Source organism: Phenylobacterium sp. (assembly GCF_035569475.1).
GTDB lineage: Bacteria > Pseudomonadota > Alphaproteobacteria > Caulobacterales > Caulobacteraceae > Phenylobacterium.
Genome location: NZ_DATMNA010000051.1, coordinates 1 through 15,922, shown reverse-complemented (window position 1 = coordinate 15,922; position 15,922 = coordinate 1). Strand labels below are relative to the sequence as shown.

Annotated in this window: 16 protein-coding genes; 5 read left to right on the top strand and 11 right to left on the bottom strand. The window is 70.9% G+C overall.

Annotated features, from left to right (window positions below):
• Positions 1-17: 17 nt before the first annotated feature.
• The 3 genes from VNW53_RS08390 to VNW53_RS08380 are packed head-to-tail and all read left to right on the top strand — an operon-like array spanning position 18 to position 4,275.
• Positions 18-1,949, top strand: coding sequence for a TonB-dependent receptor plug domain-containing protein (locus VNW53_RS08390; RefSeq protein WP_325554968.1), 1,932 nt, complete (start codon positions 18-20; stop codon positions 1,947-1,949).
• Positions 1,949-2,506 carry a YfiR family protein gene (locus VNW53_RS08385; protein ID WP_325554966.1) on the top strand — a complete coding sequence of 186 codons (558 nt, stop codon included), beginning with the start codon at positions 1,949-1,951 and terminating at the stop codon, positions 2,504-2,506. The genes VNW53_RS08390 and VNW53_RS08385 overlap by 1 nt, the downstream gene beginning before the upstream one ends.
• Positions 2,503-4,275 (top strand): response regulator, encoded by a 1,773-nt coding sequence (locus VNW53_RS08380; protein WP_325554964.1) that lies wholly within the window; start codon positions 2,503-2,505, stop codon positions 4,273-4,275. The genes VNW53_RS08385 and VNW53_RS08380 overlap by 4 nt, the downstream gene beginning before the upstream one ends.
• Before the next feature lie 105 nt (positions 4,276-4,380).
• Here the strand turns inward: VNW53_RS08380 and VNW53_RS08375 are convergent, their stop codons facing one another.
• The 10 genes from VNW53_RS08375 to VNW53_RS08330 all read right to left on the bottom strand — a co-directional run bounded on the left by VNW53_RS08375 (position 4,381) and on the right by VNW53_RS08330 (position 14,548).
• Positions 4,381-5,181 carry a glycosyltransferase gene (locus VNW53_RS08375; RefSeq protein ID WP_325554962.1) on the bottom strand — a complete coding sequence of 267 codons (801 nt, stop codon included), beginning with the start codon at positions 5,179-5,181 and terminating at the stop codon, positions 4,381-4,383.
• Positions 5,182-5,320: 139 nt separating this feature from the next.
• Complete coding sequence (locus VNW53_RS08370) at positions 5,321-7,765, bottom strand: TonB-dependent receptor (RefSeq protein ID WP_325554960.1); 2,445 nt, start codon at positions 7,763-7,765, stop codon at positions 5,321-5,323.
• Positions 7,766-7,801: 36 nt separating this feature from the next.
• The gene (locus tag VNW53_RS08365) at positions 7,802-8,788 is read right to left on the bottom strand and encodes a FecR family protein (RefSeq protein ID WP_325554958.1); all 987 of its coding nucleotides are present in this window, start codon (positions 8,786-8,788) and stop codon (positions 7,802-7,804) included.
• Between the two features lie 109 nt (positions 8,789-8,897).
• Positions 8,898-9,449 carry a sigma-70 family RNA polymerase sigma factor gene (locus VNW53_RS08360; protein ID WP_325554956.1) on the bottom strand — a complete coding sequence of 184 codons (552 nt, stop codon included), beginning with the start codon at positions 9,447-9,449 and terminating at the stop codon, positions 8,898-8,900.
• A 101-nt stretch (positions 9,450-9,550) separates the two neighbouring features.
• Positions 9,551-10,321, bottom strand: coding sequence for an alpha/beta fold hydrolase (locus VNW53_RS08355; protein WP_325554955.1), 771 nt, complete (start codon positions 10,319-10,321; stop codon positions 9,551-9,553).
• A 119-nt stretch (positions 10,322-10,440) separates the two neighbouring features.
• Positions 10,441-10,872, bottom strand: coding sequence for a response regulator (locus VNW53_RS08350; protein WP_325554954.1), 432 nt, complete (start codon positions 10,870-10,872; stop codon positions 10,441-10,443).
• Positions 10,873-10,998: 126 nt separating this feature from the next.
• On the bottom strand, positions 10,999-11,448 hold the full coding sequence (locus VNW53_RS08345) for an NUDIX hydrolase (protein WP_325554952.1): 450 nt from the start codon (positions 11,446-11,448) through the stop codon (positions 10,999-11,001).
• A 180-nt stretch (positions 11,449-11,628) separates the two neighbouring features.
• Positions 11,629-12,090, bottom strand: a complete 462-nt coding sequence (locus VNW53_RS08340) for a GNAT family N-acetyltransferase (RefSeq protein WP_325554950.1) — start codon at positions 12,088-12,090, stop codon at positions 11,629-11,631.
• A gap of 2 nt (positions 12,091-12,092) precedes the next feature.
• Positions 12,093-13,952, bottom strand: coding sequence for a DUF885 domain-containing protein (locus VNW53_RS08335; protein WP_325554948.1), 1,860 nt, complete (start codon positions 13,950-13,952; stop codon positions 12,093-12,095).
• Between the two features lie 80 nt (positions 13,953-14,032).
• The gene (locus VNW53_RS08330) at positions 14,033-14,548 is read right to left on the bottom strand and encodes a hypothetical protein (protein ID WP_325554946.1); all 516 of its coding nucleotides are present in this window, start codon (positions 14,546-14,548) and stop codon (positions 14,033-14,035) included.
• Between the two features lie 113 nt (positions 14,549-14,661).
• On the opposite strand from VNW53_RS08330, the gene VNW53_RS08325 reads away from it, so the two are divergent.
• On the top strand, positions 14,662-14,955 hold the full coding sequence (locus VNW53_RS08325; RefSeq protein ID WP_325554944.1) for a hypothetical protein: 294 nt from the start codon (positions 14,662-14,664) through the stop codon (positions 14,953-14,955).
• Between the two features lie 29 nt (positions 14,956-14,984).
• Here the strand turns inward: VNW53_RS08325 and VNW53_RS08320 are convergent, their stop codons facing one another.
• Positions 14,985-15,314 carry a cytochrome c gene (locus VNW53_RS08320; protein ID WP_325554942.1) on the bottom strand — a complete coding sequence of 110 codons (330 nt, stop codon included), beginning with the start codon at positions 15,312-15,314 and terminating at the stop codon, positions 14,985-14,987.
• Between the two features lie 257 nt (positions 15,315-15,571).
• Here VNW53_RS08320 and VNW53_RS08315 point away from each other — a divergent pair.
• A partial coding sequence (locus VNW53_RS08315) for a hypothetical protein (RefSeq protein ID WP_325554941.1) occupies positions 15,572-15,922 on the top strand: 351 nt, incomplete at its 3' end.

The window sequence follows — 15,922 nt, the reverse complement described above, 5'->3', positions numbered from 1 at the left end:
TCTCGGGACGCCGGGAAATGGGCCGCGCGACGGGGACGATCGAATTGGCGGCGTGCAGACGAAATCTGATCCTCGGGATCGTCGTGGCGGCGAGTCTGGCCGGCTCGGCGTGGGCGGAGGACATCGCCGCCGGACCCGGCGACCAGGCGGTGGAGAAGCTCCGGGACTTTTCGCTGGAGGACCTGGGCAACCTGACCGTGATCTCGGTGTCCAAACGGGCGGAGCCGCTCAGCGAGGCGCCGGCCTCGGTCTTCGTGATCACCGCCGAGGACATCCGCCGCGCGGGTGCGACCAGCCTGCCGGAGGCGCTGCGGCTCGCGCCCAACCTTGAAGTCGCCCGGCTCAACGCCGCCCAGTACGCGATCACCGCACGCGGCGGGAATTCCGCGGAGAGCTCCAACAAGCTTCTGGTTCTGATCAACGGGCGCAGCGTCTATGAGCCGATCGGCTCCGGGATCCTGTGGCAGCAGGTCGACGTGGCGATGGACACCGTCGAGCGGATCGAGGTGGTCAGCGGCCCGGGCGGCACGCTTTGGGGCGCCAACGCGGTCAACGGGGTGATCAACGTCATCACCAAGTCCGACATCGAGGGGCTGAATCTGGACGTCGGCGGCGGCAACCTCGACCGCAACACCACAGTCACCTACGGCGGCAGGCTGGGCGGCCTGTTGGCGAACGGCACGGTCTCGGCGTTCGACCGCGGAGGTTTCGACCGCGCGCCCGGGATCCTGGCCAAGGACGGCTTCCGCGGGCTGATGGGCGCCTTCCGCCTCGACGGCGGGGACAAGGGCCTCACCTACAGCCTGTCGACGAACATCTACAACAACCACCAGGACGAGGCCGACGGCCGGCTATGGGGCGGCAGCGTGATCGGGCATGCCAACCGGACGCTGGCGAACGGCTCGACGCTCGACGTCCAGGCCTATGTGGCGCGCGACGACCGCTCGGCGGTGGACACGCACGAGCGGCGCGACACCTACAACATCCAGGCCCAGGACTCGATGACGCTCGGGGCCCACGACCTGGTGGTCGGCGGCGAGGCCCGGGTGTGGCGCGAGTATTTCCTGTCCACCAACATCTTCCATTTCGCCGATCCGCGCGCGACCATCAGCGTGGGCGCGATCTTCGTGCAGGACGTGGTGGCGCTGCGGCCCGACCTCAAGCTGACGGCCGGGCTGAAGCTGGAGGACAACAGCTATTCGGGGCTCGACTGGATGCCGAACCTACGGCTCGCCTGGACGCCCGCCGACAACGCCCTGGTCTGGGCCGCGGCGTCGCGCGCGGTGCGCACGCCCAACCGGATCGAGCGCGAGCTGACCGCCACCGGCATCCTGCTGCCGTCGCCCCGCTTCCAGTCGGAATCCCTGTGGGCCTATGAAGCGGGCTACCGCGTGCAGCCGACCTCGCGGATCTCGCTCTCGGTCACCGCCTTCTACGACGTCTACGACGACCTGAGGACGGACCAGTTCCCGGCGACCATCCTGCCCATCGTGCTGCGAAACGGGGGCGCAGGCCAGAGCTACGGGCTGGAGGCTTGGGGGACGTTCACGCTGACCGACTGGTGGCGGCTGCGGGCGGGCGCCAACACCCTGCATCGCGACTACCATACCAAGGCCGGGTTCGACGACTTCACCCAGCTTCAGAGCGTCGGCTATGACCCGAAGTATCAGGCGCAACTGCGCTCCGACATGCAGATCGGCCCGGCGCTGAGCCTTGAGGCGGCGCTGCGCCGGGTCGGGACGGTGAGCGGCGTCAACGGCGTGACCTACGCGCCGGCCTACACCGAGGCGGACGTGACCCTGGCCCTGCAGGTGCGGCCCGGCCTTGACCTGACGCTGAGCGGGTTCAACCTCCTGAACGACCACCATCTGGAACTGGACGACGCCTCGACCACGCCGGTGCGGGCCATCCCGCGCAGCATCTACCTTGGCCTGAGATGGGGCTTTTGATGAGCGAACGGCGGGCGCGATCGGCCCGCTGCCGGGCGGGCGCGGCGATGGTGCTGGCGGGTGCGCTCTGCGCCGCGCCGCGGGCGTTCGCGGACAACCTGGAGCTGGCCGTCAAGGCGACCTACCTCTACAAGCTCGCGCCCTTCGTGAGCTGGCCGGCGAACGCCTACGCAGGGCCCAACGCGCCGCTGACGATCTGCGTCCAGGGCGCCGATCCCTTCGGCCCGATGCTGGAACGGGCGACCAGCGGCCAGGCGGTGGGCGGCCATCCCCTGGAAGTGCGCCGGCTCGCCCGCCTCGACGCGAACTCCGGCTGCCACATCGCCTATGTGGCCGGAGGCGCGGCGCAGTCGCAGGCCCAGGCCCTGTCGGCGGTGGAGGGGGCTCCCGTGCTGACGGTGACCGACGAGGGCCGCGGCGGTCCGGCCAAGGGGATCGTCAACCTGCTGATCGAAGCCGGAAAGGTGCGGTTCAGCATCGACGCCGGCCAGGCCGACCGGAACGGCGTGGCGATCAGCTCCAAGCTCCTGGCGCTGGCCGTGACGGTGAAGCGATGAGCCGGCGCGACCCCTCCCTGTCCGATGGCCGCCTGGCCGACCGGCGGCTGGTCAACGTGGCGTGGGCCGGGGTCGCGGCCCTGCTGGCGATCGGCGTCCTGCTGGCCGCGCGCAGCGAACTCGACGACCGCAGCCGCGCCACCCGCGCCGCGGAGGTGCAGGCCGACATCCTGGCCGCCAGCGTCAGCGCGGCCCTGAGCTTCGACGATCGTGCGGCCATGCGCGAGTACCTCGGCGCGCTGCAGGTCAACAGGGCGGTGGCCGCGGCCGCGGTCTATGACGCGCGCGGGCAGGCGGTGGTGGTGTTTCACCGCCCGGATGCGCCGTCGCCGCCGGCGCGCGCGCCGGCCCCGGGCGCCCGGTTCGTCGAGCGGCACGTGGCGGTCACCCGCGGGGTCGCCGAGCAGGGCGCGCGCCTGGGCGCCGTCTACCTGGAGACCCGCCCGGAATCCTGGGCCTCGATCCTGGGCCGTCATTCGAACCTCGGCGTGATGACCATCCTGGCCTTCCTGCTGCTGGGCGTGGTGACGGCGGCCGCCTCGCAGCTACAGCACCGCGCACGCCTGCTGAGCGCGGCCAATGCACGGCTGCTGGAGGAGATGGCGGCGCGCGGCGAGGCGGAGGAGGCCCTGCGCCAGAGCCAGAAAATGGAGGCCCTGGGCCAGCTCACCGGCGGCATCGCGCACGACTTCAACAACCTGTTGCAGGTGGTGCACGGCGCCTTCGAGCTGATCCGCCGCCGGCCCGACGACACCGACAAGGTGGCGGCCTGGTCGGAGAACGGGATCGCCGCGGCGGAGCGCGGCGCCAGCCTGACCCGGCAGCTTCTGGCCTTTTCGCGCAGTCAGAAGCTGGAGCTGCGGCCGTTCGTGGTGGCCGACCTGATCGCCGAGATGCACGACCTGCTGGTGCGGACCCTGGGGCCCGACATCGTGCTGGCCGTGGCGCTGGACGAGACCCGCGCGGCGGTGATGAGCGACCGCACCCAACTGGAATTGGCGGTGCTGAACCTGGCGATCAACGCGCGCGACGCCATGCCCGACGGCGGGCGTCTGACCATTTCGACGACGATCCGCGCCATCGGCCCGGGCGACCCGGTGCTGGAGCCCGGCGACTATGTGGACCTTAGCGTCGCCGACACCGGCGACGGCATGGCGCCGGAGGTGATCGAGCGGGCCTTCGATCCGTTCTTCACCACCAAGGGCGTGGGCAAGGGCACGGGCCTGGGCCTGAGCCAGGTCTATGGGGTGGCGCGCCAGGCGGGCGGCGTGGCGCGGATCGCCAGCACGCCGGGCGGCGGCACGGTGGTGAGCCTGCTGTTGCGTCACTCCACCGCGACGGCCGAGGCGGGGGCGGAGCCGGACGAGTCCTTGCCGATCCTGGCCCCGGAAGGCGGCCATACGGTGCTGGTGGTGGACGACGAGGACGCGGTGCGCACCCTGGCCTGCGAGACGCTGAAGCTGCTGGGCTACCGCGTGCTGGAGGCCGACAGCGGAGCCGCGGCGCTGGAGGTGCTGGCCACCGCATGCCCGGACCTGATGCTGTTCGACTACGCCATGCCGGCGATGAACGGCGCCGAGCTGGCCAGGGTGGCGCGGCTGCGTTGTCCGGGCGTGCCGATCGTCTTCGCCAGCGGCTACGCCGACACCGATCAGGTGGAGGCCGCGGTTGGCGGCGAGGCGACGATCCTGCGCAAGCCGTTCAACATGGAAACCCTGGCGCGCACGGTCTCGACCCTGCTGCGCGACGCCGGCAAGGCCGGGACCTGATCGGGGCGTCGCCGCACGCGGCCAAGAACTCGGGCGATCGGTCGCCGCTTATGTCTGAAGCCCTTCTTGTCCCCTCAGGTTGGTTCAACCTGAGTGGGAAGAGTTCTAGCGGCGGCCGGCGAGGCCGATGCGGGTGGGCTGCAGCGCCGGCTCGGCGGCGATGGCGGCCCGGGCCTTGACGAGGTCGCGGGCTCGGACGCCGGACAGCACGGCGTCAAGGCCGGCCATCAGCGCGATCAGGAAGCCCAGTTCGCCCTCGCGCAGGCCGCGGCGCCAGACATAGCTGGTCCAGAAGCGCGCCGCGCCGCGGGCCACGTCCCCCAGCAAGCCGCCGGTTTCCCCGGCGTCGGCGAGGTCCTGGGCGCGGAGCGCGCTCTGTCGGTTGAGGCGGGCGATCATCTGGCCGACGTCGGCGTCGGCGTGGCGGCGCAACGGGGTCTCCAGCGCGCCGGCGAATTGGCCTTCAAGCATCGCCGCCGGATCGACCCGGCGCGGCTTCCAGCGCTTGACCCGCTGGCGATAGAGGCGCGGCGCCATGACCTCGCCGAGGCCCGCGCCCCAGCCGCGGCGCACCAGGGTCCCGCCCACGTAGTTGTCGACCGGCACGTCGAACCAGTCGCCGCCCGGCCGGCCATGGATGGCGGCCCGCACCTCGTAGGCCAGGGCGGCCTCCACGTGCTCGTCCGGCTCGACCTCGAGGACCCACTCGCCTAGGCAGGCCGCCAGGCCGGCGGCCTTGCGCTGGCTCTCCAGCGGGAAGATCCCGTCGATCACGCGGGCGCCGAATTGCCGGGCGATCTCCTGGCTGCGGTCGGTGCAGCGGTCGGCCACCACCACGATCTCGTCGCAGAATTCGAGACGCCGCAGGCAGTCCGCCAGTCGCGCCTCTTCGTTATGCGCACACACCAGAGCCGATAGCTTCACCGGCGACACCCCGTCCCAAGAGCCCCGCGGCGCTTAACTCGCCGTCAATAATATGACGCCACGGCTTGAGCTTGCCCCCCGCTCGCCGCATTCAGGATTCCTTCGTTTTCGCGGCGATGGGTCAGAATGACGCGGCGAGGCGCACGCCGATCGTGCGCGGCCGCTGGGGGGTGACCTGGCGGACCTGGCCGAAGGTAAAGGGATTGCCGTAGGCGAAGGTGTTGCCGGACGCGTTGGTGGGGTTGGTGACGAAGAGCCCGGCGCTCAGCCGGCGGCGCACCAGTTCGGCGATCAGCTCGGAGTCGATCACCGCGTCGGTGCGCGCCGACAGCGTCGGGTCGAAGGTCAGGCGCGCCGAGCCGACGTAGTTGGCTTGGCCCACCAGCCGCAGCCGGATGTCGCCGCGCAAGGGCCGCTCGTAGCGGGCGAGCAGGCCGCCCGACCAGCGCGGCGCGCCGGGCAGGCCGGACCCCAGCGTCCCGGCGAAGTCGGGGTTCACCCGGGTGAACTTCGGCGCGGAATAGAGCATGTTGCCCTGCAGCGTCAGGCCGAAGTCCCACTCATAGGCGGCTTCCGCCTCCAGGCCCCTGATGCGGGCGTCGCCGACGTTGGCGGTGTAGGCCAGGCCCGAGGTCCGATACTGGTCGGACTGAATGTTGGACCACTGGTCGTAGAAGGCCGTCGCGCGCAGGATCAGGCGCTGGTCGAGGAAATGCCCCTTGGCGCCGAGCTCGAAGTTCCGCAGCCGGTCGGGCTCGAAGGTGGTGCGGGACGGCTTGATGCCCACGAAATTGGTGGTGTTCACCCCGCCGGGCCGGAAGCCCTCGGAATAGAGGGCATAGACGAGGGGGCCCTCGTCGTCGAACTGGTACTGGACGGAGAGCTTGGAGGTGGCGCCGCTGAAGTTGCGGGACTCCGCGACGTTTCGCGACTGGGCGGGCGGCGCGCCGACGATGTCGGCGGCGACCTTCAGCCAGGTGTCGAAGCTTCGCACGCCCGCCGAGGCCGTCCAGCCCTGCGCGAACCGCCAGGTCCCTTCGCCGTAGAGGGCCAGCTCGCGCGTGTGGTCGCGGCGGTTCTCGTTGTAGACGCGGGTCAGCGGCGGGGAGGTAGACCCCGAGCCTCCGCCGTCGGTGGGGGCGAGCGGCGCGCTCGCGGTTCCGACACCGCCGTCCAGGAGGTCGGTGGACGGCCCGTTGCCGACGATGTCCAAGGACGAGGGCGTGCGCTCCACCGACGTGGAGCCGTAGGCCCCGACCAGCCAGGAGATCGGCCCCGCGCCGGTGGAGGTGAGCACAACATCCTGGACGGCGCGCTGGATGCGCGCGCTTTCCGAATAGATCCCCAGCGTCCCCGGGGGCGTGCCGGCGTCGCTGAAGAAGGTGACCTGCGCGGTGGCGTCGTAGAGGCTGGCGTAGGCATGGCGCACATAGGAGGTCGTGGTCGCCAGGTCGGCCCAGCCCAGGTCGCCGTGCAGGGTGAGCGCGAGCTGGGCGAAGTCGTTGTTGGAGGCCTCGCGGACCTGGTGCGGCGGCATGGTCGTGTACTGGGTGTCGCGCGACTCCAGCCGCTGGGCCACCAGGGCGAGGTCGGCGGTCCAGCTATCGCCGAGCTCCAGCCGAAGGGCGGCCCGGCCGCCGGTGCGGACCGTGGAATCGACGTTCGAGAGCCGAAGGGAAACGTTGTCGAGGTACCCGCCCTGGTCGTCGTAGTAGGCCACCAACCGCAGGGCCGCGCGGCCCGCGGCCAGGGGGGCGTTGAGGTAGCCCTCCGCCACGTAGGACCCCGCGCCGCCGGTGGTGGAGGCGCCGGTGACGGCCAGGCCGGCGGCATAGTGGTCGAGGTCGGGCTTGTTGGTGACGATGCGGTAGACCCCGGCCAGGGCGCCGGAGCCGTAGAGCGCGCCTTGCGGCCCGCGCACGGTCTCCACCTGCTCCACGTCCACCAGGCGCAGGTCCGGATCGGGGGCGTTGTAGTTCGTCGGGGCGTCGTCGAGGTAGGTCGAGACCGTGGAGCGCGCCCGGCCGGTGAAGGCGCCGTCGGAGATGCCGCGCATCAGCAGCTTGTCGCGGCCCGGGCCGAGGTTTGTGGTGAGCACGCCGACGAGTTGGCCGGCGGTCTCGCGCGCGTCGTTGGCGTTGGTGACGGCGAGCTGCTCGCCCGAGACCACGCTGACGCCGGCCGGAAGGGCGTCCAGGCGCTCGGGCCGCTTGCGGGCGGTGACCAGCAGCTCGGCCACCGCCGGCGCGGTCGGGGCGGCGGTTCCCGCCGGGGCGACGATGGGCGTGATCCGCACGGTCTGGGCGTCGACGATCCGCCACGCGCAGGGGGCGCCGGCCAGGACACGGGCGAGGGCGTCGCTCAGGCTGTAGCGGCCGGTCAGGGCGGTGGCGCCGCCGCCGCCGCAGGCCGAGGCGCCCAGCAACGAGACATTGGCCTGGACGGCGAGGTCGATCAGCGCCTCGGCGTAGGACTTCGAGGGTATTGCGAAGCGCCGACGCGCCTCGGCGGCCTCAGCCCGGCCGGCGAGCGTGAGGAGGCACAGCCCCGTGAGGGACGCGCGCAAAAAGGCCGCCGGCCTGGATATGGCCCGTTGTCCCCCTCATGGCTTCGCCGCCGGATCGCTGCGAAGCAGAACGCCTTGCTCGGAAGGTAGCGCCTTGATGGGGGCGAGCAAAGCGAGGCGACGAATTACCGCCGATTGATCGTCGAGAACGAGGACGCCGGAGACGCGGACCTGGGCCAGCGCCGGGTCGTCGAGCGTGATCGGCCTGGCGAACTGCTGGTTCAGGTCGGCCACCACGTCGCCCAGCGGCTGATCGCGGTAGATGAGCCGCCCGGCGCGCCAGCTTTCGACCTGCTGCGGGTCGACGGTGCTCAGCGCCACGGCGGTCATGCCTTCGGAGGTGTCGAGCCGCTGGCCGGGATGCAGGCGCCAGACCCGCCCGGCGAGGTCGCCGCCCGGTCGCACCTCGACCACGCCGCGTTCGACCGTGACGGAGAGTTCGGATCCGCGATGGCGGACGTTGAAGCGGGTGCCGACCACGCGGACCGTGCGGTCGCCGGCGTCGATCACGAAGGGGCGCGCCTTGTCGGCGGCGACGTCGAACACCGCCTCGCCCTGCGGCATGGCCACGTGGCGTTCATGGCGGTCCAGGGTGACGCTGAGGGTGGAGCCGGCGTTCAGTTCGAGGGTCGAGCCGTCGGCCAGCTTGACCGTGCGCTGCTCGCCCTTGGCGGTGGCGTAGGTCTGGGATGGCGCGGGCGCGATCGCGCCGTAGGGCATGACGGCAAAGGCTATGGCGGCGGCCGCAGCCAGACCGCCGGCGACCAGCCAGCCGCGCTGGGCCGGGCGGCGCGGCGCCGGCGTGTCGCGCAGGCCCTCGGCGATCGCCTCGGCCGAGGCCTGCAGTTCCAGCGTGACGGCGAGGGTGGCGTCAAAGGCCGCGGCGTTGCCGGGATGGACCGACAGCCAGGCGTCGAAATCGCAGGCCTGGGCCTCGGTGGAGTCCGGGGCCTGCAGGCGCGCGAGCCAGTCGGCCGCTTGCGCGCGCCTGGCGTCGTCTCCCCTGATCCAGGCCTCGCTCATCAGCGGAATCCAACCCGGGCGGCATAATGCGCCCATATGAAGGTAGACGGCGCCGAGGGGGCCTGCCCCCCTGTCGCGTGCTTAAAGAGTTTGGACAATTTCCGGTTGTTCACGCGTCGGACCTCGGCGCGAGCTTGGCGGTGAGGGCCTTCAGGGCGGCGCTGACATGCTTCTCCACGGCCTTGACCGACAGGCCCATGGCCCGCGCAGTCTCCGCGTGGCTGAGGCCCTCGAGCTTGTGGAGGCGGAAGGCGCGGCCCGCCTGCGGGGGCAGGTCGGCCACGGCGGCGATAAGCTGGCGAAGGCGCTGGGCGGAGGCGGCGGCCTCGTCGGCTGGCGGCTCGTCGGCGATCTCGACGCCGCCGACCTCGGTGCGGGCCACCTGGCGCCAAGCCGTGTCGCGGGCGGCCGCGCGGGCCTCTCCCCGGGCGCGGTCGAGCATCAGGTTGAAGGCCATGCGGTAGAGCATGGCGGCCGGGTTGGTCACCGGCTCGGCGCGGTCGCGGCCCGCGAGGCGCAGGTAGAGCTCCTGGGCCAGGTCTTCGGCCACGGCCAGGGAGCCCGCCCGCACGGCCAGGAAGCGCACCAGGTTGGCGCGCCGCTCCAGATAGACGGCCAGCAACGGATCGTCGGTCAGCGAAGGGGCGGGTTCATCGGCCACGCCGCCACCTGTGCCGCATTTCGCGCAGGGGCGCCAAGACCGCGGACTTTATACCAGGTTCGCAAAGAACCCCGCGGCGGCTGCAACATGCGCGAAGGGCTTCACGCGATCAGCCCCGCCTCCCGCAGGAAGGCCAGCAGGGCGGCGTTGAAGGCGGCGGGCTGGTCGATGTTGGCGCTGTGGCCCGCGCCGGGGATGACGACCTTCTTCGCGCCCGGGATCTTGGCGGCCATGTAGTCGGAGGCGGCGAGGAAGGGCGTGTCGTTGGCGCCCACGATCACCACCGCCGGGACCGCGATCTCCGGCAGGCTTTCGATAACCCGGGCGTCGCGCTGGGTGAGCATGCCGCGCGCGGCGCGCGCCAGGCCGGTGGCGTCGCGGTGGCGGGCCAGCCGCACCTCGGCGCCGGCGCGGGCGAGGTCGGGCAGGCCTTCGGCCTCGTAGCGTTCGGCGCGCTTGATGGCGTTGGCGTTCCAACCCTCGCGGGCCTGGTCGTTCTTGTAGCCGGGGCCGGTGTCGACGATCAGCAGAGCGCGCGTGCGCTGCGGATGGGCGCGGTGGAAGGCCAGGCTCATGTAGCCGCCGAGCGACAGGCCGCCGACGACCGCATCCCTCGCGCCGACGGCGTCCAGCAGGGCGGCCATGTCGGCGACGGTGGCTGCTTCCGAATATTGCGCCGGGTCGGCGGGATAGTCCGAGCGGCCGTGGCCGCGCATGTCCCAGGTGACGACCGTGAAATGCTCGGCGAGCGGGGCGATCTGACCGTCCCACATCCGGCCCGTCGAGGAATAGCCGTGGGTGAGAATGAGGGCCGGGCCGGCGCCGGCGACGTCGTAGTGGATCTTGACCCCGTCGCGGTCGAGCGTGGGCATGGGCGTCTCCCGTCCCGGCTCCTGGAGCGGCCGGCGGCGAAGCCTAGCGCGGCGCGAGCGCTCGAGCCTAGAGCGCGTCAGGATGAAATGGAGGCCGGTTCACCGCCTGACCCGAGGACCTACGCGGCGTTGGCGGCGGAGCGCTTGCCTCCGGGCGGTTCGGCCGCGCGCTTGATCGCGTCGAGCAGGCCAGAGACCAGGATCGGCTTGGAAACGAAATCGGTGAAGCCCAGCGCGCGGTACTCCTCCGCGCGGCGGGTGAAGACGTCGGCGGTCAGCGCGATGACCGGCGTGTCGCGCTCGGGCCCCCGGCTGGCGCGCAGCCGCTCCACGGCCTCGACGCCGCTCATGCCGGGCATGTGGATGTCCATAAGCACGACGTCGAAGGTCTGGGCGGCGAGCAGGGCCAGGGCCTCGGCCCCGGAGGTGGTCTTGACCGCGGTGTGGTGAAAGGCGCCCAGGATTTCCTCGACGACGCGCAGGTTCATAGGGTCGTCATCCACATGCAGGATGACGAGCGGGCGCTCGAACTTGGGATAGGCCTGAGACACGGAAACACCGCCCCATTGAGGCGCGGAGGGTGCCCGGCGAAGGTTTCGGTAAGACTGACGTTCGCGGTTAATTCAGCTTAACCATGATTTTTCATCCACAGGCTGTGGACGCTTCGGGCGGCGTCTTCAGGGCTGGAAGGTCGCCAGCAGCACCATCAGCTCCGGCTCTTCGACGCAGCGCGCGGCCTCAGGCGGCGGCAGCCAGAGCTTCTCGCGCTGGCCGAGCTCGAGGTAGGCGTCGGCCTCGCTGTCGACCTGCAGGGGAAAGACGGCGACGCGCACATGCTGCAGGCGGCCGTTCTTCAGGCGCTTGTCGTAGGCGTAGGTTCCCATCGGGCGCTTGGCGATCTTGCCCTGCACGCCGGCCTCCTCGAAGGCCTCGCGCGCGGCGGACTTGGCGGCGGACTTGCCGGCCATCGGCCAGCCCTTGGGGATCACCCAGCGCCGGGTGTCGCGGCTGGTGATCAGAAGCACCTCCACGCCTCCGCCGCCGTTGCGGCGCCAGGGCAGGGCGGCGAACTGGACGCGCGGCTCGCGGTCGGGTTCGCGGCTCGAGGGCTTCTCCGGCTTTCTCATCGCACTGACATAAACCCAAGCGCGGGCGCAGCAACGCGGCTTGGCGCGGACGCAAGGTCGCAGGGGGCGGATGGCGGACGTATGGCGGTGTCTCCGAGGTCGGAATCAGCTCCGAAGGGCGACCAAAGTGATCCGAGGCCGGAGCATTGCAAGCGCAATTGGCGCGTGTGTCGCGGGCCCTTAGACGTCCTTGCGGTAGACCAGGAAGCCGGACTTGTCGGCCACTTGGTCGTAGAGGCGCATGGCGGTCTGGTTGGTCTCGTGGGTCAGCCAATAGACGCGGACCGAGCCGGCGGCGCGAGCGGCCTCGTAGACCGCCTCGATCAGCGCGCGGCCCACCCCGCTGCGGCGCGCCTGGGCCGAGGTGAACAGGTCCTGCAGGTAGCAGGTCGGCGAGGCGGCCGTGGTCGAGCGGTGGAAGATGTAGTGGACAAGGCCGATCAGGCGGCCGTCCCGTTCGGCCACGAAGGCGTGTACCGGCTCGGCCGGGTCGAAGAAGCGGCCCCACGTCAGGTGGGTGATCTCCTCGGGGAGGGCCGTCTCGGCGGCGCGGCCGTAGAAGGCGTTGTAGCCGTCCCACAGGGGGCGCCAGGCCTCATAGTCCTCGCGCGCGATCGGCCGGACGGTGAGGCCCGCAGCCATGCTCAAAGGTCTGCCACGCCGCCGGACTTCACGTAGCCGTCGACCACCTCGCCCAGGACGGTGAGCGGCACGGCGCCGGTCTTGACCAGCAGGTCGTCGAAGGCCCGCAGATCGTACTTGCCGCCGAGGGCCGTCTTGGCGCGGTCGCGCAGGCGGTTGATCTCGGTGTGGCCCACCTTGTAGCCGCAGGCCTGGCCCGGGGTGCCGCAATAGCGGTCGATCTCGCTGGTCATGGCGGCCCGCGTGCGGCCGGAGTTGTCCACCGCCCACTGCACCGCCTGCTCGCGGCTCCAGCGCTTGGCGTGCAGGCCCGTGTCGACCACCAGGCGCACGGCCCGGAATTTCTGGGCCTGCAGGTAGCCCAGGCGGCCCGCCCAGTCGTCGTCGTACATGCCCATCTCGTCGGCCAGTTGCTCGGCGTAGAGGGCGTAACCTTCGACATAGGCGTTGAAGCCCGAGATCAGGATGCGCACCAGCGGCAGCTTGCCGGTCTCGGTCAGATAGGCGCCCTGCCAGGCGTGGCCGGGGATGGTCTCGTGATAGGTCAGGGAGGGCAGGCTGAACTTCGGCCAGTTCTCGGTCGATTTCAGGTTGATGTAGTAGGTCGAGGGCCGCGAGCCGTCGAGGGAGCCGGAGTTCATGTAGCCCTGGCCGGCGCCGTCCTGGATGTCGACAGGCACGCGCTTGACGATCACCGGGGCCTTGAGCTTCAGGTTGAAGGCCTTCGGCAGCTTCGGCCGCACCCCGGCGATCAGGCCGTTCAGATAGGCGATCAACTGCTCGCGCCCGGCGTCGGTGTCGGGGAACAGGTGCTTGGGGTCCTTGCCGAGCGCGGTCATCCGCTCGCCGACCGAACCTTGGCTGAGGCCCTGGGCGCGCAGCAGGCCGTCCATGCGCGCTTCGATGGCCTTGTTCTGCTCCAGGCCCATGTTGTGGACCTCGTCCGGCGTCAGGGTGGTCGTGGTGCCCTGGCGCAGGAGCCAGCGGTAGTAGGCGTCGCCCTTGGGCAGGCGCCAGACGCCGGCGTCATGGCCGGCCTTGGGCTGCAGACCCTTGAGCGTGGCGAGCTGGGCGGCGAGCGCGGGGTAGACCTCCTTCTCGACGATGGCCGCGCAACGGGCTTCGTAGTCGCCCGCGAGGCCCGCCTCGGTGACTTTGCGGCCGAGGGCGGTGGCCAGGCGCGCCTTGTCGGCGGGGATGGCCAGCAGGCCCTCCTGCTGTCCGACCGCGTTGGCGAGGATGAAGTCCGGGGCGACGACGCCGAGGCCGGCGTCCTTGCGCACCCGCTCGGTCTCCTGGCGCAGGTTGCGGGCCATGGCGTGGACGCGGGCGAGGTAGGCTTCGGCGTCGGCCTTGGTGTGGACCTGATGCTGGCTGTCGAGGAACTCCGGGACCGCGGAATAGGCGCCCGACTGCTGGCTGACCACATAGGGGCCGGCGCTCTCGCTGAGCGCGGAGAGCATGGTGTTCTCGCCGTAGCCGAAGGGCGCGGCGTCGCGGCCGAGTTCGAAGGCGTATTTGACGACGGCCTTGTTCAGCCGGGCGCCGGGCGAGAGGGTCGCGTCCGGGAAGGTCGCCAGCTTCGCCAGGCCGGCGCGGCACCATTCGCGGTCGTGGACGACGTGGGCCATCGAAGCGTCGGAGAGCTGTGACTTCAGCGTCGCACGCTTGCCTTTGTCGAGCCCTAGGCTCGTGGCGGTCTCCGGCGAGGCGGCCAGATACTGCTCGCTGACCATGTCGAAATACCGGTTGATCGCCGCGTCGCCCGGGGCCGCCGCATGCGGAGCGCCCGTGGGCCTGGCGGCGGCGGTGAGGGCGCTGGCGCCGGCGACGGCGAGCAGGTGGCGGCGGTCGAGGGTCATGAGCGATCCCGAGGTGAAGGCAGGGGCGGACCCTAGGGGGCTTCCGGCCGCCGCCGCAAGGCCTGTGCGACGGGCGGGACTCAGCGCTTTCCGGCCGCGGCCGGGGCCAGGTAGGTGACCAGGTCCCAGGCGTTGCGGATCGTGAGCAGGAGCAGGGCCAGCAACGCGGCGGCCAGGGCCTGCGGCGCCCAGGAAACGCCCATTCCGAGCGCGCCGGCGGCGGCGAGCTCGGCCGCGTAGAGCACCGCCGGACCCACGCCATAGCACCAGAAGTCGGTCCAGTGCGGTTCCCCGAGCGTGTCGCGCCGGGCCACCATGCGCGCGATGTTGGCGGCGTAGATGAGGCCCCAGAGGCCCGCGGCCGCCAGCAGGCCCGCGGCGGTGCGGATGTCGAGCTGGGGCACGGCGGTGATCGCGCTCGCCACCAGGACCACCGCGAAATGGAAGACCGTGGGCGTCAGGTAGACGGTCGAGCCGCGCTGCGCCTGCTCGCGCCCGAGATTGCCGGTCAGGGTGGCCACGACGAACAGAAGCCCGATCAGGGCGCCCGCCGCCGATCCGATCATCAGGTAGAAGTTGGCCCAGCCTTCGAACATCGCCGGAGCTTAGCGGGCGGACAAGGTCAACGGAACTTCATCCTATTCCTGAACGGGGAGTTAAAGCTGCCGCGGGTATTTGACGGCCAAGCTTCATGAAAGGACCGTCTCCCATGTCCGACCTGAACCTGACCACCGTGACCGCGCCGCCGCCGGTCCAGGCCCCGCGCCCGGCGGAGCCGCCGAAGCCCCCGAAGTCGCAGTCGGACCACAAGCCGGTCAACACCACGACCGCCGCGCACGGCCCCGCCGTGGTGCTGAGCGGAGCGCTGGCCAAGCCGACGGACAAGGGCGCCAAGAGCCCGCCGCAGGGCTCGCCGCCGACGCCGACGCCATCGCCGACCTCCGGCCAGCCTGCCCAGACCAACAGCGTTTCGCTGGGCCTGCACGCCAACTACGTGGTCTGAAGGCCGGCGCCCCTCCGACTGGCCCGGGCCTAGGGCGCCGGGGTGGAGAAGTTCTTTTCCAGATAGGCCTGGATCTGGTCGGCCTCCGCGTCCGAGACATCGGCGCCGCGGCCGATCATCTGGTTGATCAGGTCGCGCCAGTCCCCCTTTGGGCGGCGGACCTGGGTGATGAAGCCTGCCTCGTGGCAGGCGACGCACTTGACCTGCATGATGGCGAGGCCCGGATCGACGGGCGCCTTGTCGGCGTCGGGCGCCGCGGCGGGCGGCGCCGCCGGTTGGCCGGGCGCGGCGCCCGCCAGGGCCAAGGCTCCGGCCGCGGTCAGGCCCGCCAGGGCGAGCAGGGGCAGGCTTCTTCGCATCTAGGCTCCTTTGCCGTCGGCGTGACGTCGTTGATGGCTTCCCCGCAGCCGCGGGAGTCAGCGCACCGTCCGTTCCGATGACCCCGTTTGTTTGCGGCCGAATTTCGGCGTCTAGAACAGGCCCAGCGCCTTGAGCCTCACGACCCGCACCCGGTCGCCATCCGCGGCCGGAGACCGAGCGCCGTTCGGCGAACATTTACACGCATCGGTATATGATCGTACCGTACACCCCTCAGGATTGTATGGGGGCAAGCGCTATGACCGTCTACCCGATCGCCATATACGCCAACGGCCTGTTCCAGGACGGCTTTCCCACTCCTTCAGTGCCCTACACCAACCAGGCGGCGCAGTTGGCCCAGGGGATCACCACGGTCATCCTTTGGTCGATCCATGTCTATCCGAACGGGGACCTCTACCTGAACGACACCAAGTTCGTCAGCGGCGGCCAGATCCAGTTCGCCGCCGACGGCAAGAGCGGGGTCAATCCAGAATTCCCGGAGCTGATCGGTCAGCTCTTCGAATCGACAAGCAGCGTGCGGGAGTTGCACATCTCGGTGGGCGGCTGGAATGCGACCAAAGACTTCACCGACTGGTACGCGGCGATGGAT